The 22,428-nt window shown below is 45.0% G+C and carries 14 protein-coding genes and 2 tRNA genes; 2 read left to right on the top strand and 14 right to left on the bottom strand.

Translation table 11 applies throughout. The annotated features are described in order from the left end of the window. Positions 1–37: 37 nt before the first annotated feature. Together C7379_RS03660 and C7379_RS03655 are read left to right on the top strand one after the other, a co-directional pair. A complete protein-coding gene (locus C7379_RS03660; RefSeq protein ID WP_116616079.1) occupies positions 38–748 on the top strand; it encodes an ABC transporter ATP-binding protein in 711 nt (236 codons plus the stop codon). A gap of 52 nt (positions 749–800) precedes the next feature. Next, positions 801–1,712 carry a CvfB family protein gene (locus tag C7379_RS03655; protein ID WP_116616078.1) on the top strand — a complete coding sequence of 304 codons (912 nt, stop codon included), beginning with the start codon at positions 801–803 and terminating at the stop codon, positions 1,710–1,712. Positions 1,713–1,912: 200 nt separating this feature from the next. Here C7379_RS03655 and C7379_RS03650 read toward each other — a convergent pair whose 3' ends face one another. From C7379_RS03650 to guaB, 14 genes are all read right to left on the bottom strand, one after another. After that, positions 1,913–3,022: an OmpA family protein gene (locus tag C7379_RS03650; protein ID WP_116616130.1), complete on the bottom strand. Its 1,110-nt coding sequence runs from the start codon at positions 3,020–3,022 to the stop codon at positions 1,913–1,915. A 7-nt stretch (positions 3,023–3,029) separates the two neighbouring features. Continuing rightward, positions 3,030–3,554, bottom strand: coding sequence for a hypothetical protein (locus C7379_RS03645; protein ID WP_116616077.1), 525 nt, complete (start codon positions 3,552–3,554; stop codon positions 3,030–3,032). Between the two features lie 69 nt (positions 3,555–3,623). Next, positions 3,624–6,920: a coiled-coil domain-containing protein gene (locus C7379_RS03640; protein WP_116616076.1), complete on the bottom strand. Its 3,297-nt coding sequence runs from the start codon at positions 6,918–6,920 to the stop codon at positions 3,624–3,626. 214 nt (positions 6,921–7,134) lie between these two features. Then, positions 7,135–8,526 carry an asparagine--tRNA ligase gene (gene asnS / locus C7379_RS03630; RefSeq protein WP_116616074.1) on the bottom strand — a complete coding sequence of 464 codons (1,392 nt, stop codon included), beginning with the start codon at positions 8,524–8,526 and terminating at the stop codon, positions 7,135–7,137. Between the two features lie 105 nt (positions 8,527–8,631). Continuing rightward, on the bottom strand, positions 8,632–10,110 hold the full coding sequence (locus C7379_RS03625; protein ID WP_116616073.1) for a pseudouridine synthase: 1,479 nt from the start codon (positions 10,108–10,110) through the stop codon (positions 8,632–8,634). A gap of 58 nt (positions 10,111–10,168) precedes the next feature. After that, positions 10,169–11,515: an adenylosuccinate lyase gene (purB, locus tag C7379_RS03620; RefSeq protein WP_116616072.1), complete on the bottom strand. Its 1,347-nt coding sequence runs from the start codon at positions 11,513–11,515 to the stop codon at positions 10,169–10,171. Between the two features lie 172 nt (positions 11,516–11,687). After that, a tRNA-Val gene (locus tag C7379_RS03615) sits at positions 11,688–11,765 on the bottom strand. A gap of 52 nt (positions 11,766–11,817) precedes the next feature. After that, positions 11,818–11,892: transfer RNA gene (locus C7379_RS03610), tRNA-Val, on the bottom strand. An 840-nt stretch (positions 11,893–12,732) separates the two neighbouring features. After that, positions 12,733–13,899: an OmpA family protein gene (locus tag C7379_RS03605; RefSeq protein WP_116616071.1), complete on the bottom strand. Its 1,167-nt coding sequence runs from the start codon at positions 13,897–13,899 to the stop codon at positions 12,733–12,735. 172 nt (positions 13,900–14,071) lie between these two features. Next, positions 14,072–15,937, bottom strand: a complete 1,866-nt coding sequence (gene mutL / locus C7379_RS03600; RefSeq protein ID WP_116616129.1) for a DNA mismatch repair endonuclease MutL — start codon at positions 15,935–15,937, stop codon at positions 14,072–14,074. Between the two features lie 280 nt (positions 15,938–16,217). Continuing rightward, positions 16,218–17,894 (bottom strand): OstA-like protein, encoded by a 1,677-nt coding sequence (locus C7379_RS03595; RefSeq protein WP_116616070.1) that lies wholly within the window; start codon positions 17,892–17,894, stop codon positions 16,218–16,220. Positions 17,895–17,947: 53 nt separating this feature from the next. Continuing rightward, positions 17,948–19,399 (bottom strand): peptidylprolyl isomerase, encoded by a 1,452-nt coding sequence (locus C7379_RS03590; protein WP_116616069.1) that lies wholly within the window; start codon positions 19,397–19,399, stop codon positions 17,948–17,950. Between the two features lie 12 nt (positions 19,400–19,411). Beyond that, positions 19,412–20,833, bottom strand: a complete 1,422-nt coding sequence (locus C7379_RS03585; RefSeq protein ID WP_116616128.1) for a peptidylprolyl isomerase — start codon at positions 20,831–20,833, stop codon at positions 19,412–19,414. Between the two features lie 77 nt (positions 20,834–20,910). After that, positions 20,911–22,395, bottom strand: a complete 1,485-nt coding sequence (gene guaB / locus C7379_RS03580) for an IMP dehydrogenase (protein ID WP_116616068.1) — start codon at positions 22,393–22,395, stop codon at positions 20,911–20,913. Positions 22,396–22,428 lie beyond the last annotated feature (33 nt).

Genomic DNA, 22,428 nt, shown 5'->3' with positions numbered 1-22,428 from the left:
CGGAAAGCAACAAAGATTAAAAAATACGTAAACAATCATGATAGACATTCAAGGCATTACCAAATCGTTTGGTAAACTGCAAGTGCTGAAAGGCATAGACCTGCACATTGACAAAGGAGAGGTGGTATCGATAGTGGGTCCATCGGGAGCCGGCAAAACCACATTGTTACAAATTATCGGCACATTGGACAAACCAGACAGTGGCACCGTGGTGGTGGACGGCATAGACGTGGGCAAACTGTCGAGCAAGAAAATATCAAGATTTCGCAATGAGAAATTGGGCTTCGTTTTCCAATTTCACCAGCTTTTGCCAGAGTTCACCGCAATGGAAAACGTGATGATACCTGCGTTTATTGGTGGCGCAAAAAGCAAGGAAGCCAAGCAACGAGCCAAAGAACTGTTAGAGTTTATGGGCTTGGGTGAGCGGGCAAGCCACAAACCCAACGAGTTGTCGGGCGGTGAGAAACAGCGCGTGGCGGTAGCGAGAGCGTTGATGAACAACCCATCGGTGATATTGGCGGACGAACCTTCGGGTAGTCTCGACAGCAAGAATAAGGAGGAGTTGCACCAACTGTTCTTCGACTTGCGCGATAAGTTTGGGCAAACGTTTGTCATCGTGACCCATGACGAGGGATTGGCCGCTCTGACTGACAGGACAATACACATGAAAGACGGTCTGCTGGTGGACCATGACATCAAGGCAAGAGATGAGAGTGCGCCCGAAAACGTCAGCGCTCCCACAGTGTAGATGGGCGCGCGGTAACGCAACGCATATATTCAATCCGATAAAAGCAGAAGAAATGACAACTATAAAACTTGGTGATTATAACACGCTGAAAATGGTTAAGGTAGCCGAACGACCAAACCCACACTCGTTTGGAGGCAAGGAAACTTTTGGCATATATCTTGACGGTGGTAACGACGGAGAGATACTCATGCCTCAAAAATATGTGCCACAAGGGGTGAAAGTGGGCGACGATGTACGCTGTTTGGTCTATTTGGACCAAGATGAGCGCCCCATCGCTACGCTTGAAACACCATTGGCAAGGGTTGGCGACTTTGCTTACCTGAAGGTGAACTGGGTGAACGAGTATGGCGCTTTCCTTGACTGGGGCGTGATGAAAGACGTGTTTTGCCCATTCGGCGAACAGAAAAAGCGGATGGAGATTGGCGAAAGCTATATTGTGTACCTCTATATTGACAAGGAAAGCTATCGCATAGCGGCATCGGCCAAGGTGGACCGATTTATCATTGACCTAAACGACGAGGACGACAAACGGCGCGAAGCCTTGTATAACAAAGAGAAGACGGGCAAGCCCGTAGACCTCTTGGTGTGGCAAAAGACAGACCTTGGTTTCAAGGTGATTGTGGAAAACAAGTACGCTGGACTTATCTACGAAAACCAAATATTCCAATATGTGCATACCGGAGACCGCTTGCAAGGGTATGTGCAATGCGTGAGGCCTGATGGAAAAATAGACATCGCACTGCAACCCGCAGGCAGAAAAAACACCGTGGATTTCGCGGAAACGCTACTACGATGGCTTAAAGACAACGGCGGTAGCTGCGCGTTGGGTGACAAAAGCGATGCGGAAGATATCAAACGACAATTTCACGTGAGCAAGAAAACCTACAAAAAGGCTATAGGAGACTTGTACAAACGCAGGCTAATTGTCATCGCAGAGCAAGGTATAAGATTGGTAGAGCCATAAAATGAACTGGCAAGCAGGCGCGTTCTAACAATCGTTTTTACGAAAAAAGAAACATTTTGATGAATAATATAAAATGTTATTAGCAAAAATAAGCTCACGAATTACTCGTGAGCTTATTTATAATGTGCTTTTGACAGCTTGTCGATTTGTATTGATCTATTTGCTCTACCTCAAACTGTCAGATAAAAATGCCACGCATATTACTCGGCTATCATGATTGACACACGGTTCTTATCGTTCTGGGCAAATGGCTGTACACGAGAGCCTTTAGAATCAGAGGTGATACGATCTGCCGATATGCCCTTATTTTGAAGAGCTTTGACAACAGACGCGGCACGCTGAGCTGACAAACGATCGTTAATGCGATTGTTACCGGTTCCAGCATCGGCATAACCAGTAACAGAAACCTTGGCCTTAGGATTGTTATTAAGGTAAGCCACTATTTCGTCTACCTTAACCTGCTCTTCTGCAGTAATGGCATATTTATTAATAGAGAAGAATACGTCGCGACGCAATGGCTCAATCTTTTCTACCTTAGGCTCAGGAGTAGGAGCAGGAGCGGGCGTTGGAGCAATATTCTCCTGAACAGGCTCGGCTACAGGCTCGGGCTCAGGTGTTGTCTCCTTTTTAGTATAAGTTTTGCCAAGATTAATGCGGAAACCTGCCAAAGCATTGAAATACCAATCAGGATTATCTGCCTTCTTAGAGTTGTACTTATCGTTCAAAATGTTGGCGTTACCCTCTACTACAAAGTGAACAGCGTCGCCTAAACGAAATGCCATCTCAATACCGCCACGACCAAAAGGACGCACCTTGGTACCATCCCAGATGTAACGCATGTGGTTAGCATTAGCCATCGCCAAGGCCTCGTCATTCTTCCAAGCTACATTAGCACCGCCACCTACAAATGCAGTGAGGTTAAAAACACGTTTGGGATTCCATCCTGCAACAAGGTTTGACAGATTGAACATGAAATCCAAACCGGGTGCTACATAGTTAAACTTATATGTCGTATTGATGCCAGCCAAATTGCCCATTTCATCAATACCATTATAACCACCCATGCTTTGCCATCCATTAGCTTGTAACCTCGTGGCAAACCAAGGACAAAATTGGTAACCAATACCAAACTGTACATTAGGAGAAATCAAATCTTTAAACTTAGCTTCACCCAATGTGTACTGCGCTCCACCTTGCAGATTAATGAACGCATGCTTTTTAAAGACATACTCATTCTCTGTGTTTTGAGCGAAAACAGCTGTTCCAGCCATAAGCAATGAAACAACCAATAATGATTTAATCCGTTTCATAATAAATTTAATTGTCAAGTTGAGATTGTTGAGTTTCTGTCGCACTATCTGCCAAAGTCAAATACCATTTGCCATCTCTTCTAACAGGACGAATGACAAAAGAAATCGTATTAGGCCGTTTGTCACCGGGTGCCTTGTCAAAAAGAGTAACAGTATATCTAACCTTGCTGTCTGTTTCCTTGAGGAATTGTATTTCCTCCACAGATGCTTTCTTACCTTTGAAAGCTGTTAAAGTCATTCTTTCTTTCTTAGCCAAGTCTGCTGGCAAATTAGTAATACTATCCTTATTCAAATAATACAACATTGAAAGAGCTCCATCCACGTCACCCTGTTTAAGATGAGAAAGATAAAGTTGAACTAATGACTTTACTTGGTCTGTGTCTGATTTAGCCAAAGTCATTTCAGCAGGACGAATGAAATCATCTTGCATTTCCTTTAAACTGCGTTCCTTAGGCTTGTTTTTACAGCTTGACACCAGCGTTAAGCTTAGCAAACAAACAAACAGACTAAATAAAAAAGAGCGTTTTCTCATTCTATATCATGTTAAAAAAGGGGTGCCAGAAATTGACACCCCAATTATTACATCAATTCTAAATTCTAATTAGAAATTAATTTTTTTAGCATTACCTGCAGTATTTTTAACTGTGATCACAGCCCATGCCTTTTGTTGTGAAGCATCATAGTTTCCAAATACATACTTCATCTTGATAGGCAAGAAGATATGATAGGTACCGGTGTTACCACCGTTGTTCATATACTTAACGAAATCACCATCCTGCACGAGTTGCAAGTTCGTAATGTTCTTTTTAGCATTCACGCACTGTTTACGATAAGCAACATCATTCTTGTAACTGTCGCGAGCAGCTGTTCCAAGGTTAGCGTCGGTCAAAGCATTTTCAACATCAGCAATGAATTCGATGCCATAGTACTTGAAGTCAAACTGTTTTTTACCATCATTCTTACCAAGGTTTGTGTTGTCAGCAAGACCTGTGTAATCACGCCAGTCTGTTACGCTAACAAGTTTACCAAATGAAATCTTCTGCCAATCGTTAGGAGCATCCTTAATTTCGTATGGTTCTGCACCAGAGAGATTCAATGGACGCAAGAAGCGAACGTTGAAGAATGTTTGTGGCATGTATGGCTCATAGCACAATTCAGGCAATGTAATCTGAACGTAAGCTGTGAAAGTCTGCTTGCTTCCCAACTTAGAGTGAGATGCGAAGTTCAAGATATCATCAGACTCTTCGCCTTCTACATAAGTAACTTTACCAGCAGCATCCATTCCTACGAGCTTCTTGTCAATATCAACTGGGTCTTTTGCACCGACTTTCTTGACCTTAACAATCTTAATAGTCAGATTGTCATCGCTCAAAGCCAAAGTATATTCATTGCCAGAATAGCCCTTGACAGTCCACTGGTTTGCAGCATTAGCGCTAAAGTCAGCATTAACACCCTTCTTTGGCAATGTGAACTTGAACTTAGGCTGGTTAGCTGGATCGGCCATCTCCGCTTTCAGTTCAGGGAACTTTTCAGCATTGTTCAGAGATGCAGAAAGTTTACCATTCAAGAAATAATCATGGAGATCCTTAACAAACTCAGTATTTTCGAGCTTATTGTCAGCCTCTGTTGGTACAGGTACATTGGCGCGAACCTCGAATGCGTCAGTGGCTGTAGGAGCATTAACTGATGATTGGTACTTATACCATTGAGCCAATGTCTTTTGAGCGTCGAGGTTAGCTGTTGCGAAGTGCAACTTACCAGCCTTGATTGTCATAGGCACATAAACATCACCACCATTCTTCTTATTCTCATACTTAACATAAACAGTAACGTCCTTGGTGCTAACACCTTCCTTAGGAGCAGCTGCTGTCTTTACATTCTTATAATCTGCAAGAGCGAATGACCACTCAAGAACATGCGTCTGAGCACCAACTGTACCAGCGTTATGGAGTTCCGTAACAGTACCAAGCATTTCGTCGGCGGTAGCCTCTTTGTAACCACCATCTTTTTTAGGAACAAACTGCTTGCCTGCAACAAACTTGTAAGTCTCGTCGAAGTTCTTCTTAGAAATCTTCAGCAAGTCATTGTAAATATGGAATTCAACCTGTGCCCAAGTCAATTTATCCTTAGCTCCATTGCAATCGAAGAAGTAATCGTTCATGGCGAATGGATCAGAAGTAACATCCTGAGGACCTACCGCGTCCAAATCTGTAATTAACAACTTCATGTAACCATAGGCAAGAATTGTGCCTTCTGCATCTTGAATTTCGATAACCAACATAGGCATACGACCAACTGCAGATGCGTTAGCAACCTCATTCTTTATAGTTTCACCAGTATTTGATACGTTTCTTGGAGTAGCGATCACATCGCCATTCTCGTCTGTAGACAACTGAATGTGATGTGTTTCACTGGTCTTATTAGAGCCAAGTGTGTAATCAACAGTCTTAACAACATACTTCAACCCCAAAGCCTTGAATGTAGAAGGCTCCATTTTGCGAACCTTGGCAGCGTCAATAGTTGCGTTAGCACTATCTGTTCCAAGATCTTTTTCGGTTGTGTAGTGAGTCTCAAGAAGAGCTGAAATATTAATACTTTCATTGTACTTAACACTGTGTGTAGCACGGGTATCCTCTTTTGCATACTCTTTGAACTTCTTGTGAAGGTGTCCCGAAACTGCCGCACCTATATTGTCAACAAACGGAGCTTGTTTGAAAGACTTGTCTGCAACAAGCAAGTTGTAAATCTTCACCGGTGCAATCAAAGCATAGTCAGAAGTAACAGTAGTGTCACCCTTAGAAATCTGAGCAGCTACGAAAGAACCGTTACCAGCCTTCAGGTTGGCTTCGATAGCCTTAAAGTTGGCTCTGAAAGGTATGGAGAGAATGCCATCCTTGTAAGCGTCCTTATCTGCCTTGAACAAATCGTCTGTTTTGCCATATTCCGGGGTAGCGATATCAGCACCAGCACGAGTCTCAAGACCAGTCATAGGCTTCAGCAATTCAGCAACATTGCCATAGAAGCCGATGGTCGAATTGCTCAAATCAACAGTCGAAGGATTCACATGATACATAGCAGTACCAATGCCAGACAATATCTTTGCCTCACCCGTAAGCTCAAAGAATGTGAGAGAAGCATCGCCTTCTTTATAAATAACAGCAGAGTCAGAAAGCACCTTGATAGCCTCTATACCACCGTAGTAAGTATCTGGTTTCAACACAAGGCTTGACAAGTTACGCTTAACGAAAACTGTCAAGATATTGATATTCTTAACTGTTTTCTCCACTTCCTTGTTAGCTTTCTCCATGGTTTCCTTCAGTTCCTTAATAGCTTGCGCATTGCCAGATGCAGCCTGCAAAGCTTTCAAGTCTTCCTGCAATTTAGCAACCTGACCTTTTAGTTCCTCTGCGCCTTTCTTACCGCCAAGCTCATTCTCGAACGCTTTCAAAGCGTCAATTTGGTTCTGGAGGTTTTCATTCACTGCCTTTTGAGCGGTCTCAGCTTCATTCAAAGTTGTACCCAGCTTATTCAAACGACCATCGATACCATCGATTTTAGTCTTCAGAGCCTCAACTTCTGACTTATCAGCCTTACCATCGATAACCTTTTGAAGGTCATTGATAGCTTCTTGTAACTTCTCTGCAGTCACCAAATTCTTAATTTGATCCTGCAAAGACTTGAGATCTTGTTTTGTAGCATAGGTAGCAGCTGCTTTTTGAGCATCTTCTTTTACCTGCTTCAAAGCACTCTCAAGAGTGGTCATCTGAGTCTGCAAGTTTTTGATGGACCCAGTATTTGCACTGATGTCGTCATCATAATCCTTACAAGAAGTAACAGTACCCATGGCTCCAAAAACAAGGAGACCCATAAGCAACGTACTAAAAAATTTTCTTCTCATACGAAATTAAAATTAAAAAATTAAACCTATTTAATATATTACATGCTTTATATTCTCTATAAGACATAGTTCCCCCATAAAAAGGATTATGACTACTCTGCAAAAATAGACATATTTTAATAAACTTGCAAGTATTTCTATATTTTTTTTCGCAAAATCTATTATTTTAAACGCATCTCCATGAATTTTGGGTGCTATATATAATAAGGTGGGATTAAAACTCTGCATTTCTTGGTGTTCTTGCGAATGGAATGACATCACGAATGTTTTGCATTCCCGTCACAAAGAGAATGAGCCGCTCGAAGCCTAACCCGAAGCCGCCATGTGGGCAAGATCCATATTTACGGGTATCCAAGTACCAATTATAGCAGTTTTTATCCATGCCACGATCCTCAATCTCACGAACAAGTTTATCAAGATTTTCCTCACGCACTGAGCCGCCAATAATCTCACCTATACGCGGGAACAGCACATCGGTGCCCTGCATGGTCTTGCCATCGGCATTTCTCTTCATGTAGAAAGCCTTGATCTCCGCAGGATAGTCGGTCATAATGACAGGACGCTTAAAATGCTCCTCCACAAGGTAACGCTCGTGCTCGCTACTAAGGTCCATGCCCCATTCCGTAACCGGGAACTCAAACTTATGGCCTTTGTTGACCGCCTCTTGCAGGATATTGAGACCCTCCGTATAAGTGAGGCGCACGAAGCTTTCCTTAACTACCGACTCCAAAGTTTGGATAAGCGACTTGTCTATCATCTTGTTCAAGAACTCAAGGTCGTCCTTGCAATTGTCCAGCGCCCACCGCACGCAGTACTTGATAAAATCTTCCTCAAGATCCATCAACTCTTCTTGGTCGATAAACGCCACCTCGGGCTCAATCATCCAAAATTCAGCCAAGTGCCGGGGCGTGTTGCTATTCTCGGCACGAAAGGTGGGACCAAACGTATAGATGGCCCCAAGCGCCGTGGCACCGAGCTCTCCCTCAAGCTGTCCACTTACCGTAAGACTTGTTTTCTTACCAAAGAAATCCCGGTCATAGTCCACTTGACCACTTTTAGCCACACGGTCAAGGTCGAGCGTGGTCACTTGGAACATCTCCCCGGCTCCCTCCGCGTCGCTGGCCGTGATGATTGGCGTGTGAAAATAATAGAAGCCATGATCATGGAAATACTTGTGTATGGCAATAGCCATATTATGGCGAATGCGGAACACCGCTCCAAAAGTGTTGGTGCGAAGCCGCATGTGTCCGTATTGGCGCATATACTCAAAGCTCTGCCCTTTTTTCTGCATGGGATAGTCGCTCGGGCACAATCCATACACCTCGATGTCTTCTGCTTGGATCTCTGAAGTTTGACCTTTGCCCTGACTCTCCACCAATTTTCCGGTAGCTCGTATACAAGCTCCGGTGGTTATGCCCCTCAGCATGTCTGCATCAAACTTTTCGGGATTAATGACCACTTGTACATTTTTGATGGTAGAGCCATCGTTGACGGCAATAAAATCCACAGCCTTGCTACTACGATGTGACCGAACCCATCCTTTTACCGTTATATCTTTTCCAAAATCGGTGCAGCACAGCGCATCGACCACTTTTGTTCTTTTCATAAACTATAATCGCCTTTCCATATTATATTTGGATATCGAGTGTAAACCAACATACGTAGTATGCCATATTACATTCTCGATATCACGATTTTTTACATAAATATTTTATTCGTACATTCCACTTCTCAACATGTCTACTTCCTGTTCGGTCAAGAACCGCCAGTCGCCCCTACGAACATTCTTTTTGGTCAGCCCGGCAAACTGTACACGATCAAGTCTGATCACACGGTAGCCCAACGCCTCGAAGATACGGCGTACAATACGGTTTTTACCGCTGTGTATCTCAATGCCAACCTGCGCCTTTTCGCACTCGTCAACATATTCTATGGCGTCAGCATGCACCTCGCCGTCTTCTAATTCGACACCCTCTGCTATTTTCTGCAGGTCTTCTACGGGCACATTTTTATCGAGGAACACGTGGTAAACTTTTTTCTTCAAGAATTTAGGGTGTGTGAGTTTGCTGGCCAAATCGCCATCGTTCGTCAAAAGAAGCACTCCCGTGGTGTTTCTGTCCAATCTTCCCACGGGGTATATGCGCTCAGGGCAAGCCCCTTTCACCAAGTCCATCACCGTCTTGCGCTGTTGAGGGTCGTCACTCGTGGTGACATAGTCTTTGGGTTTGTTGAGCAACACATACACTTTTTTCTCCAAAGTCACCAGTTGGTCACGGAATTTTACCTCGTCGCTACGCAACACTTTCGTGCCCAATTCTGTAACGATCTCACCATTGACCGCCACCACGCCAGCCTGTATGAACTCGTCGGCTTCTCGCCGAGAGCAAACGCCAGCGTTAGCCAAGTATCTGTTTAGCCTAATCGGCTCGTTTGGATCTATATGTTCCTCCTTGTACTCTATGCGTTTCTTCATGCTATACTTTGCGTCTGGGTCATAACCCTGACGAGGCACGTACCCACCCGGACGCCTATCATAACCGCCCTGATAACGATTGTATCCACCTTGGCGTGGCTGGTAGCCACCCTGCTGACGGCCATAGCCTCCCGGGCGAGGCTGATAGCCACCTTGCTGACGACCGTAGCCACTTTGGCGTGGTTGATAACCACCTTGTTGGCGGTCGTACCCACCTTGGCGCGGACGGTAACCACCGGTGCGTGGCTGGTAGCCTTCGCGTGGTTGGTAGCCCTCACGCTGTTGATAGCCGCCATCATTATTGTTGTAACGCGGACGGTTATAATTATTGGGACGCTGCTGATAGCCGCCATCACGCTGCTGATAACCGCCTTCACGCTGCTGGTAACCACGCGATTGATAACCTCCTTGGCGAGGTTGATAGCCACCACGCGGCTGATAATTGTTGTAAGATGGGCGGCCCTGCTCGCCACTTCCCGATTGTAGATTGGCGCCGAAGCCCTCGGGACGGAACCCACCCCGATCTTGCATATTGTTGTTACGGTCACTGCTATAGGCCCGCTGAGTATGGATGCGCGGCCGTTGCGACCGTGAGTTTTCTTCACGATAGTCGTTCTGATAATCTGAATTGCGCTCATAGCCTTCACGGCCACTCTCGTTGTCTTGATACTGCTCTGATCTTTGCTCCTGAATCTTGTTCTCTAAATCTTCTGTCATAGTTGTAACATTTTAAGCCTCTCGGCTATGGTTAATAAATGATACTATTTTTGTAAAATTAAATACCTGTATAATTTTCTGGCGTTATTGCCATCAATTCTTTTTTCACCTCATCACTGACATTCAGTGTTTGTATAAAATCGTGTATTGTCCTCTTGGTCATTTTCTCATTGGTGCGGGTCAACGCTTTCAACGCCTCATACGGATGCGGATAGCCCTCCCGGCGCAAAACTGTCTGTATGGCCTCCGCCACGACAGCCCATGAGTTTTCAAGGTCTTGCGCCATCTTGTCTTCATTAAGAATGAGTTTTCTCAACCCTTTCAGCGTGCTCTTGATAGCAATGACACCATGACCGAATGGTACGCCAACGTTACGCAGCACCGTAGAGTCTGTCAAGTCTCTTTGCAAACGGCTTACTGGCAGTTTGGCAGCCAAGAATTGCAACACGGCATTGGCCATTCCAAGATTGCCCTCGCTGTTTTCGTAATCTATTGGGTTCACCTTGTGTGGCATGGCACTGGACCCGACCTCGCCAGCTTTGATCTTTTGCTTAAAATACTCCATGGAAATATACATCCAGAAATCGCGGTCCAAATCGATGATGATGGTATTGATGCGGCGCATGGCATCAAACACGGCACCCATAAAATCGTAGTTGCTGATTTGGGTTGTCCACTGCTCTCGCTGCAAACCTAATTTGTTGGCCACAAAATCATTGCCAAATTTGCGCCAGTCTATATTCGGATAAGCCACATGGTGTGCGTTGAAATTGCCTGTGGCACCACCAAACTTGGCCGTCAACTTCACCTTTTTAAGGTCGTCGAGCTGCTCGGTAAGCCTGTAAACATAGACCATTATCTCTTTGCCCAAACGTGTAGGCGAAGCAGGCTGGCCATGCGTGCGTGCCAACATAGAGACATTCTTCCACTCATCCGCATAAGTTTTGAGCTGGCTTATCAGTTCTTCCACACAAGGATAGTACACGTGAGCAAGTGCCTCCTTGACTGAAAGTGGCACGCTGGTGTTGTTGATATCCTGCGAAGTGAGTCCGAAATGAATAAATTCTTTAAAGTCGTCGAGCCCACCTATTTGATCAAACTGCTCCTTGATGAAATATTCCACCGCTTTCACATCGTGGTTGGTAATTTTCTCAATGTCTTTCACGCGCTGTGCATTAACTTCATCAAAGCGTTGGTAAATAGCGCGCAATTTATCGAAAAGATGGTGGTCGAAATTGGCAAGCTGTGGCAACGGCAACTCACAAAGTGTAATGAAATATTCTATTTCTACACGCACACGATATTTTATAAGTGCAAATTCTGAGAAATAGTCTGCCAAAGGTTCTGTTTTTCCTCTATAACGGCCATCGATAGGCGAGATGGCGGTCAACACATCAAGATTCATATATTATAACAAGTATTGTATGTATGCAAATTTACGAATTAAATTCGAGATGATGTGCAGTTCGGCTTAAAATCTTTGGTAAATATAAGTTAATGCCATCATATCTCACATAAAGTCTCTCACATCTATATGACAAAGTCTCACAACCGTTGTGGTCGTAAGACTTTTTAATTGGTGGGCGTTGACGGATTCGAACCGCCGACCCTCTGCTTGTAAGGCAGATGCTCTAAACCAGCTGAGCTAAACGCCCTCTAAAAAAAAATCCCCGCAGCCCCGAAAGACCACAGGGAAACACCCCTAAGTGGGCGTTGACGGATTCGAACCGCCGACCCTCTGCTTGTAAGGCAGATGCTCTAAACCAGCTGAGCTAAACGCCCGAGTAACTCGGATTGCGGGTGCAAAGATACAATTAAAATATTGCACCACCAAATATTTGCAACTTTTTTTTATTTCCACATGAAAAATCATTACTTATTACGCTCCACAAATCTGTCATTCATACATTCATGCGAGCACCAAGAACCACACGATTTAGCGCTAACAAAAAACATTATCAAAAGCGACTATATCCCCTTATAAATTTTTAGGAAGAGTACAAGCCACACATTTTATTTCTATCTGATTACCAACGTCTTGAAACTAAATTGTCATTATTTAAAAATTTGTAAATAAATTCAAGAAAAACAGTCCTGCCAAAATCAGTGTTTAGCATGAGTTTGCACAGATATGGCATGCAGAAACGTAACAGAGCAAGTGTCAAGATAGAAGTAGGAAACAATCAGCAGAAACGCCTTTCTTGCTAAAGATTTTGCCTTTCGGGGTTAAACGCAGCATGTCAAAACCGAAAACCAGCATATCAAAGTCTGTTAGTCTTTGGGATTAGTATCTAATTACGACGTGGTTAGTATCTAAACGCCATGCGATTAATATCTAATCACGATGGGATTAGTATCTAAACGAGATGCGATTAGTATCTAAACGAGATGCGATTAGTATCTAATCACGATGGGATTAGTATCTAAACGAGATAGGATTAGTATCTAATCACGATGGGATTAGTATGTAAACGAAAAGTTGTCATATCATTATCATACTTGGCCCGAATAGCTTGCACACCTCAATAAAAAAAGAGCGCACCGATAAACGGTGCGCTCAATTTGTAATTCTTAGGAACTCCTAATTACTTTATGTCAAAAAATTAGGAGAAAATGATGATGTTACTCAGAAACCTGAACTGTAGCACGACGGTTGAATGAGATTGGAGAGAGCTCATCAACACCACCACGACCTACGGTTGTGATGTTGCTACGGTCTACGCCCATCTTAACAAGCTCGTCAGCAACAGTTGCGGCACGACCCTCAGACAGTCTTTGGTTAATCTCTGGAGTACCAGTAGCGCTATCAGCATAACCGTTTACGAGCAACTTATTACCGTTTTCTTTTGCATATTTTGCAATAGCGGCAACATTTACAAGATCCTTTTGAGAGGCGATATCGGTACGGTTGATGTTGAAGAATACAGATACCGGAGTGGTAACAAACTCCTTAACAGCCTTAGGTGCTTCCTGCTTAGGCTGGTTGGCCAGCAAGTTCTTCAGGCGAGCGTTCTCTGCATTAGCGTCATTGAGCTGTGCGTTGAGAGCGTCTATCTGGCTCTGAGAGAGGGCCTTGATAGCATCAACATCTGGCACCTTGTCCCAAGTGGCGGTACCAAGATTGAAAGTCAAACCAACCTCGGCATACACGTCGTTGTCTTTGTCTTCCCATCCGCGGTTAAGACGAGTGTCTGCCAAAGAAGTGCCCTGATACAAGGAGAAATCTTCCTCAAGACGGTTCCAGCCTGCTTCTACATAGAAGTTGGCACGTTTGCCAAGACGCCATGTAGACTGGATACCTGCGCTAAGCTGCATAGCATAGAGGTTGTCGCTCATGTTACGAGCCACACCACCACCAGCGAAAGCAATGACATTCCAAACACGATTTGGATTGTAGCCACAGAGGAGGTTGCTCAAGTTGAACATGATGTGCTCGTTCAGGATCCACATGTCGAATGTTTCGCGCTCGCCAGTGCTCTTAGGAGCAATCTTCTTGCCCTGCCAAGCCTGCAACTTTGTGCGGAGTCCCAAACCGGGAGTGAACCACTTACCTATGGCAACATGAGCGCCAAATGTACGGCGATCTTCAGAGAAGACACCTGCGCGTTTGTCAAAACGGCCATGCTCCTCGTCTGGATACCATGCATGGTAGTCACCACCTAATTGAACAAACCAATTGCTCCAAAAAGAATTGGTAGCAACACTGTACTTCTTTTGAGGCGTTGCCTCTTGAGCATTAGCACCCGTGAACATACCGGCGCAAGCCAGTGCAATTAACAGTTTTTTCATAATCTTTTATTCTTTAATGATCAAATATATATCGTTTTTATTGAATCGCACACTATTACACGGGCAAAGTTAATAATATTTTTTAAATCTAAGCGATTTTTGTACACAAATTTAATAAAAAAATCAAGAAATATTTTTATTCTATACAAGTATTGTCCATTTTGCTTAAAATTTAACGCAACATTTGCTCTATATCGTTCTGTTTTAAGATATATAGCACGCTTTTTCCATCAGGGGTGTAGTTCACATTGGAACAGACAAACAAATTGTTGATGATATTTTCCATCTCATCATTGCTTAGCACTTGACCGTAAGGTATTGCGGCGGCGCGTGCCATGCTCAGCGCGATGGTATCGTAAACCTCTTGATTAGCAGCGACGCCTCTGTCTTGCACTGATTGGAGCATATTGTGTAGCAAACATAGCACATCTACCCCCTCCAACCCTTCGGGCATAGCATTGATAGCGTAGGTGCCGCCTCCAAGATTGGCAAGCTCAAAACCCATGGCTGAAACTTCCTCGGCTATGGTTTGGTACAGCGTGTCTTCTTGCACGGACAACTGGATGGTATCGGGGAAAAGCATTTTCTGCGCGTGCACAGCTCGCGTGGCAAGTTGTTTCTGATAGTGATCGAACAAGATACGAATGTGCGCACGATGTTGGTCTACGACCATCAGTCCAGATTTGACAGCGGTCATGATGTATTGCCCCTTGTATTGATAATGTGCAGGCGACTTCTCGGCTATGAGACTATCAGCTGTCTCGGTCGCTGTTTCGGGAAACAGTGTGTCATGTTGGCGCTCGCCCTCAGTGTCAAGGTCGTCATAGAGTTGCTCCCATTGGCTTGGAATATGCGAGCGTATAATTTGGTCGGCATCACCTTTAGATGGTTTGGGGTCTTTTGAAGAATAGGAGCAAGGCGCCTGCATACTGTCAAAAGGGTTGTAAGTGGGGTTGTATTCCACCTTGGGCGCCTCCGCATGGTTATTGGGATTAAAGACCGGAATGTCTGGTTTACCCTCGGTATCAAAGTCTATCGTAGATACATTGTTAAACCTACCGACAGCGTCTTTGACCGCAGCGAGAACGATTTGCCAGATGGCTTGCTCGTTTTCAAATTTTATTTCGGTTTTGGTGGGATGTATGTTGACATCGATATCCTTTGGATCCACGTCAAAATAAAGGAAATAAGACACTTGGTCACCTTGAGGCACGAGCCGGTCAAAAGCCGTTGTGACAGCCTTGTGAAAATAGGGATGTCGCATGTATCGGCCATTGACAAAAAAATATTGGTGTACCCCTTTTTTGCGAGCAGACTCGGGTTTGCCCACAAATCCATTGAGACCACACATGGATGTCTCAACGTTGACTGGCAAAAGATCTTGGTTGATACGTTTGCCAAAAATATCGACAATGCGCTGGCGCAAACCTCCAGCCCTGAGATTGAACATCTCCGAGTTGTTGCTTCTTAACGAGAAAGCCACCTCTGGATATACAAGGGCTATACGTTGAAACGCCGTTATGATGTGATTGAGCTCGGTATTGTTCGATTTGAGAAATTTCCTACGCGCGGGCACGTTGTAAAACAAGTTTTCGATGAGGAAATTGGAACCGACGGGACAAGCGCATGGTTCCTGATCTTTAAAGCGCGAACCGGCTATTGACAGCTGCGTTCCTATTTCCTCATTACACGTGCGCGTCTTTAGTTGCACCTGTGCCACGGCAGCGATAGAAGCCAAAGCCTCACCCCTAAATCCCATTGTTCGAAGGTTGAAAAGATCGTCGGCCAAGCGAATTTTGGAAGTGGCGTGGCGCTCAAAAGACAAACGAGCGTCGGTTTCGGACATGCCTTTCCCATCATCTATCACTTGGATGGAAGTGCGACCAGCCTCCACCACGCTCACATCCACCGTCTTAGCGTCAGCGTCCAAGGCATTTTCCATCAGCTCCTTGATAACAGACGCCGGTCGTTGTATCACCTCGCCGGCCGCTATCTGATTGGCAACGGAATCAGGTAAAAGATGGATGACATCACTCATATTATCAATATTATCAGTAATAAAACGAATAAGGCTATTAAAAAAAGAAGCAAGACTGTACTTGAATGCGATGACTTGGCATGCTGTTGATGGCGCAATTGCCATTGGGTGGCAAACCTTATGCGTCGCGATGCGCTCGTAGTTGTGCCTTTTGAAGACATGCCCAACTCTTGCCGCGCGCGCTCTTCTATTCGCGCTAATCGTTCTTTACGCTCGTCACTATAAATCATTGGATGTTTAAAACGTCGTGGTTTAGGCACTTTGAAGAGCATGGGCATATCTAATCCTCCCCTTGTTTTACTTGCTGTTTAGGCGTGGGTGATTGATCTATCTTAATTTGTTGTATGGGTGCCGCATGGCGAACAATATTTTTGAGCTCGCTACCTTGTGTTTTTGCACGCCAAATAAACACGTCGTCCTTGTCTTTGGGTCGCATATAATCGAACCAAGCAAATACGTCGAGCTTGTATCGCGTGGGGGGAATCTGCGACATTGGGTAAAGCGTGCCTTGCGCCTTGGGCATCCATATACGCTCCAATTGGCGATTGGGAGACATGTACATTTTCATGGTGTCGGTCTCCACATAGTTAAGTCCTATGAGGGTGCTGTCTTTGCTGTCTATAGGAAAATAGATGGATCTGACGTTTCTGACGGCATCGCTACGTCGCATTTGTCCATTGACGAAATAGGCATACATATCTTTTGAGGACACTTGGTTGTAATAGGTGCTATCCGGGAGTTGTTCCACCGACAAAGCCTGCCCCAACACGTGTGCCTCACGCACCGTACTATCGTTCATAAATACTTTGACGACCTCACCAAGGAGCTGGCGCCCAGCATTCCAAATTATCGGGTCGCGATACATTGTGAGGCACGAATCCTTGCTATTGAAGACGAGCGAGTCGCACACAGACTGGATATCCACCCTATACGTTCGCACCTTGTTGTAGCAGTGTACCTTACGAAAGACCGAGTCTGTGTTGATATTAAAAGTTTCTATCCGCATCGTGTCGGCGTGCATATATAGTGTGTCTTTGCGCGAATAGTCCATGACCAAAAGATTTTTTGTGGCATATCCACGGCCAATTTTCTCATTGTATTCCATCTTCTCGCAGGTGATCTTTTGGAGATTCTTATCATCAACAAATATCACCCTACCCTTGCCACGATTTTTGCCAGTCTCGCTATTATAATATAGGGTATCGGCCGTGATAGTCTTCTCTTTGTTCACCACGGTGGATCGTCCATACAGCTCGGCCTCGTCCTTGGCAGTGTTAAAATAACCGTCTGTTGTGGTGATGGTATTGTCTTTTCCCCTTATGATAGAAGGCATCTCCTTGCCTCGGCCTTTATCCGTGGTATACATGCCCACCACATGCGCTCTCGACTTTCTTGTGTCATAGTAAAGCGTATCCGTGGAAATCCAATTTTTGGGCGTTTTGAGCTGAACATCGAGGTTAAACCGAGCCGTTCTGGTGGCTGTATGGTATTCGCCCCAGTCTGAACTAAGCTTTGTCTTGCCATCTATCAATCTTCCGCCATTGAAAAAATAAGCATACTCATAAAGTCGGTCATAATTCAAACTGTCTGTATAGAGCGTTTGTTTTCGATGTTTGAGCACCACGTTTTGCCTCGCTTCCAACATTTGCTCCTCACCATTATACCACGCTCTGTCACACGTAAGCGACAGCGTATCCCCTTGGCGAAATCGCACGTGGCCAAAGGCGCGCATAGAATTAGTGCCTTGGTAGAAGTAAGCGCTGTCACAATTGAGCCGCGCCCCTTTGTGCGTGAAGGCTACATGTCCCTTGACTATTTGAACATCCGGGTTGGGACCATAGGCGTCATACCTCAACTCGTCTGCATGAACAAGATGCACTCGCTCGTCGGTAGGTTTTCGCTTCCCTTTCCGGATTGCTGCGTTGAGCAAGCCAAGGACAAAGAAGCATAGAACCATCGAAAAGATAATCCTATGCCCAATAGCACGCAAGTGGCAGATGGATCGACTCGTCATTTAATCCACCCCTTATACTTAAAGTCACAATTTTTATAGCGGTCGCTCATACGCACGTATGTATGCTTAATCTTGTCGGATACCCAATTATTGATGGTTTTTTCGCGCTCCTTATTTAAAACCACATTTTTCATCACTTGAAAATCCTCTGTTATGGTTGCGCGATGCCCGTCAGTCCTGCTTTTGAGTTTGGCTATGGCAACAACAGTTTTGCCTTTACTGTTGATCATTTGGAAAGGTTGGGATATTTCGCCCACTTTCATCGTATCAACTACACGCGCCACCTCTGTGGGCAATTCTCTCATTTGGAATCGCGAGGTCATGGATTCGCCCGTGTTGTTGGTCATCAAACCTTGATTGTTTCTGGTGTCCTTGTCTTCTGACAAGTATGAGGCGGCCTCCTCAAAAGTAAACTTACCCGCACGAATATCGTTTGCGATCGAATCTACTTGGTGCGAAGCCTTGTCTATTTCCTCCATAGATACTTTTGGTTTGAGCAATATATGCCGGCATTTTATCTTGTCGCCACGCTTGTCAATAAGTTGAATGATGTGGTAACCAAACTCTGTTTCTACAATCTTGGAAATCTTGTTTGGGTCGGTGAGGTTGAAAGCCACGTTAGCAAAAGCGGGATCAAGATAGCCGCGACCGGTGTAGTCCATCTCACCACCAGCCCGCGCCGAGACAGGATCCTCGGAGTATAAACGCGCCAACGTGGAGAACGTGGTCTCGCCTTTGGTCACCCTGTCGGTGTAATTGCGCAGCAGGTCTTTCACCCGGTTTATCTCTTCTTGCTTGACACGTGGTGTCCTGACAAGCAGTTGTACCTCTACTTCCATAGGAACAAAAGGGATGCTGTCTTGTGGCAAGGAACGGAAATAGGTGCGAACATCCGCTGGAGACACTTTGACATGTTCCACGATCTTGTTCTTCATCTGCTGAATGAGCAACTGATTTTTGAAATCGTCATGCAGTTCGGCACGCATTTCGTTTATCGTCTTCTTGCGATATTCCTCCAATTTTTCTCTTCCTCCAGCAACATCTATCCATCTATTGATCTGCTGCTCAATACCTCTTGAAATCTCATTCTCTGTCACTTCAATCGAGTCTATAGACGCTTGGTGTAGAAAAAGTTTCTGAACGGCAATTTGCTCTGGTATGGCACAATCTGGGTTTCGGCCCCAGTTCACGCCCTCTGCCATGCCTTGCATGCGCATCATTTCTATATCCGATCGAAGAATAGGCTCGTCTCCGACTACCCATACCACCTCGTCAACCACGCTTCCATCGGGGATTGTGACTTCGTTAGTGTTTGGCGTGACGGTTGTTATCGTGGTATCTGAAAAAAAAGATTGTTGATCCATGCCACGACGATTGCTGTTGGGGATTGCCATCATACCCGTAAACAACGCTAATGCTGATATGATTGCGAAATGTCTGATTGTCATACGTTTTTCTTTTTAATGATTGTTGACAGTCTTTACGATATCCTCGTTAACGGTAACCGTATATTTCTGTCGAAGATCGTTTACCCATTGGCTTTCGAGATATTCTTGATAGTCAGTAACAACCAAGGGACGAACGTCATCCATTACTTTTGGCGATTTGAGTTTTTTGCCATAAACCGCACTGTATGGATATCCTTCTATTTGCTTGGGCAGGGTGTGCACCTTGAACACCTCGTGATCTACGAGGGCATTATCTCCTTTTTTGAAAATACCCTTTTCTGCTCTAATGCGGAGGACAGAGTCCGTGTTGAATGTAGTACGAAGCTGTTCTTCCCAACGCTCAAAAGGTGTTTTTTTCAATAGCTTACGCACAGCTTTGATATCTTTTTCTTCTCGAGCGCGATAGGCTACGCCTTTAAAGCGAGGTTCTTCCCATTTATATTTTTTCTTATTTTTCTTGAAATACTGCATCAATCCATGCTCATCCTTCTGCGCTTTGGCCCAGACATGGCGGTTACTAATCTCATAGAGCAGCAAACCATCATGGTATTCTTTGATGAGATATTTCAGACTGGAGTCCCTCGCCTCCATCTCTGCCTGTTTTTTCGCAAGCATTTGCGCAGGCGTAGAGTTCAGCTGTTTGGCCAATGTGTCTAATTTGACCGTGGCTATACGGTCGCGTATTCTTTGTTGATCAAGATATTTCATGATGTGCTCGCGCTGGTCGGCATAACTATAAAAGTTACGATGCGACTTTTTGAGCATAATATGCCATCCGGCAGGAGACAAAAAAGGCTGGCTAAGCTCGCCGTCTTGTAAGCGCCAAGCCTGGTCTTCAAATTCTTTTAATGTTTGCCCCTTGACTATATAGGGTAAGTCACCGCCTTTTTGAGCCGTAGTGGGGTCCTGGGATAGCTGTTTGGCCAATGAGCCAAAATCAGCTCCGTTCCTCAATGCCTGATAAATGGAATCCACGCGAACCTTGGCCGCCCTTTCCTCCTCTGGCGTAGCCTGCTGTCTCATGGCTATCAAAATGTGAGCCACTTGCACCATTCCGCCATTGTTATCAATTCGTTGACGTGTCTGTTCGTATATCTTTTGAGCCTCTGACTCTAAGTCTTGGTCTGTGACCAAAGCGGGCTTTATTTGCTGATCACGATAGTTGGCAAATTCTTTTTGGAATGAAATCATGGTGTCGAGGCCAGCTTCCTTGGCAGCCTCAACTTTCAACTTGTAGTTAATGAACATTCCAACATATTCCTGGACTGTTTTCCTATCAATAACGTCAGCCGTATTGTTCTTGTTATAAGAGTATTCAAATTCGGAACGAAGTACATCGGTACCATTGATGGTCATAATAACAGGATCAGCATTCTGTGCAAACGACAAAGTGCCACACAACAGCATGGCGCCTAATAGTAGCTTTGATTTCATTCTAAAATTGTTCATCATGAAGGAAAACAAGCAAGAGAGGCTCACAAACAAGCCCTCTCGCCTATCCCAAATACTATTTACTCATGGCGCGAATAGTTAGGCGCCTCGCTGGTGATGGTTATGTCGTGAGGATGATTTTCTTGCACCCCCGCATTGGTGATACGGGCAAATTTGGCTTCGTGCAATTTGTCTATTATAGCTGCTCCGCAGTAGCCCATTCCCGAACGAAGCCCTCCTACCAACTGGTAGATGACCTCCTGGACAGTTCCTTTGTATGGCACACGTCCAGCAATACCCTCCGGAACGAGTTTCTTCAGGTCGTTAGTGTCACTTTGGAAATATCGATCCTTGGAGCCATTCTTTTGTCCCATTGCCTCGAGAGAGCCCATGCCACGATAGCTCTTAAACTTGCGGCCATTATAAATAATGGTGTCTCCAGGCGACTCTTCCGTGCCAGCGACAAGCGATCCTATCATCACGCTGCTTCCACCAGCGGCCAAGGCTTTCACGATATCACCCGAATAACGTAATCCACCATCAGCAATCAATGGCACATCTGTATTTTTCAATGCCGAAAAAACATCATAGACAGCGCTTAATTGTGGCATGCCCACACCCGCAACAATACGCGTGGTACAGATGGACCCAGGGCCAATTCCCACTTTAACGGCATCAGCCCCATTGTCAACCAAATATTTTGCAGCCTCGCCGGTAGCGATATTCCCTACCACTACATCCACGTTAGGGAACGCAGCCTTTACCTCATGCAGCTTGTCGACCACTCCCTTGGAATGACCATGAGCCGTATCGATGACAATCGCATCAGCTCCAGCCCCTACCAACGCACTTGCACGGTCGAGCGTGTCAACCGTAACACCCACGCCAGCAGCGACACGCAGACGTCCCTTGTCATCTTTGCACGCCATGGGTTTGTCTTTCGCCTTGGTGATATCCTTATACGTGATCAAGCCAACCAAGCGATTGTTAGCATCCACTACAGGCAGTTTTTCTATCTTATGCTCCTGCAAAATATGCGCCGCCGAGCCAAGATCGGTTTGCTGATGCGTTGTCACTAAGTTTTCTTTAGTCATCACTTCGTCCACCTTCTTGTCCAATCTGCCCTCAAAACGCAAGTCGCGATTGGTAACAATACCCACCAAATGGTTTTCCTCGTCTACCACCGGAATGCCGCCAATATGGTACTCTGCCATCATTTTCATGGCGTCCCTCACTGTGCTTCCCCTACGTATGGTCACGGGATCGTATATCATACCATTTTCGGCACGCTTGACGATAGCTACCTGTCGGGCCTGTTCGTCTATTGGCATATTTTTATGGATAACACCAATGCCACCTTCTCGCGCAATGGCAATGGCCATTGCCGATTCGGTCACAGTATCCATTGCGGCGGTAACGAATGGCACGTTCAACTCGATATGCCGAGAAAACTTGGTTTTTAATTGTACCTCCTTGGGTAAAATTTCAGAGTAAGCAGGAATGAGCAAGACATCGTCGAAAGTCAAGCCGTCCATGACGATCTTATCTGCAACAAATGATGACATAAATGTGATTTTATAAATTTATTGCGTGCAAAT

The organism is Hallella colorans (assembly GCF_003096815.1).
Taxonomy (GTDB): Bacteria; Bacteroidota; Bacteroidia; order Bacteroidales; family Bacteroidaceae; genus Prevotella; species Prevotella colorans.
The sequence above is the reverse complement of the archived record's forward strand: the minus strand, read 5'-3'. Positions and strand labels throughout refer to the sequence as shown.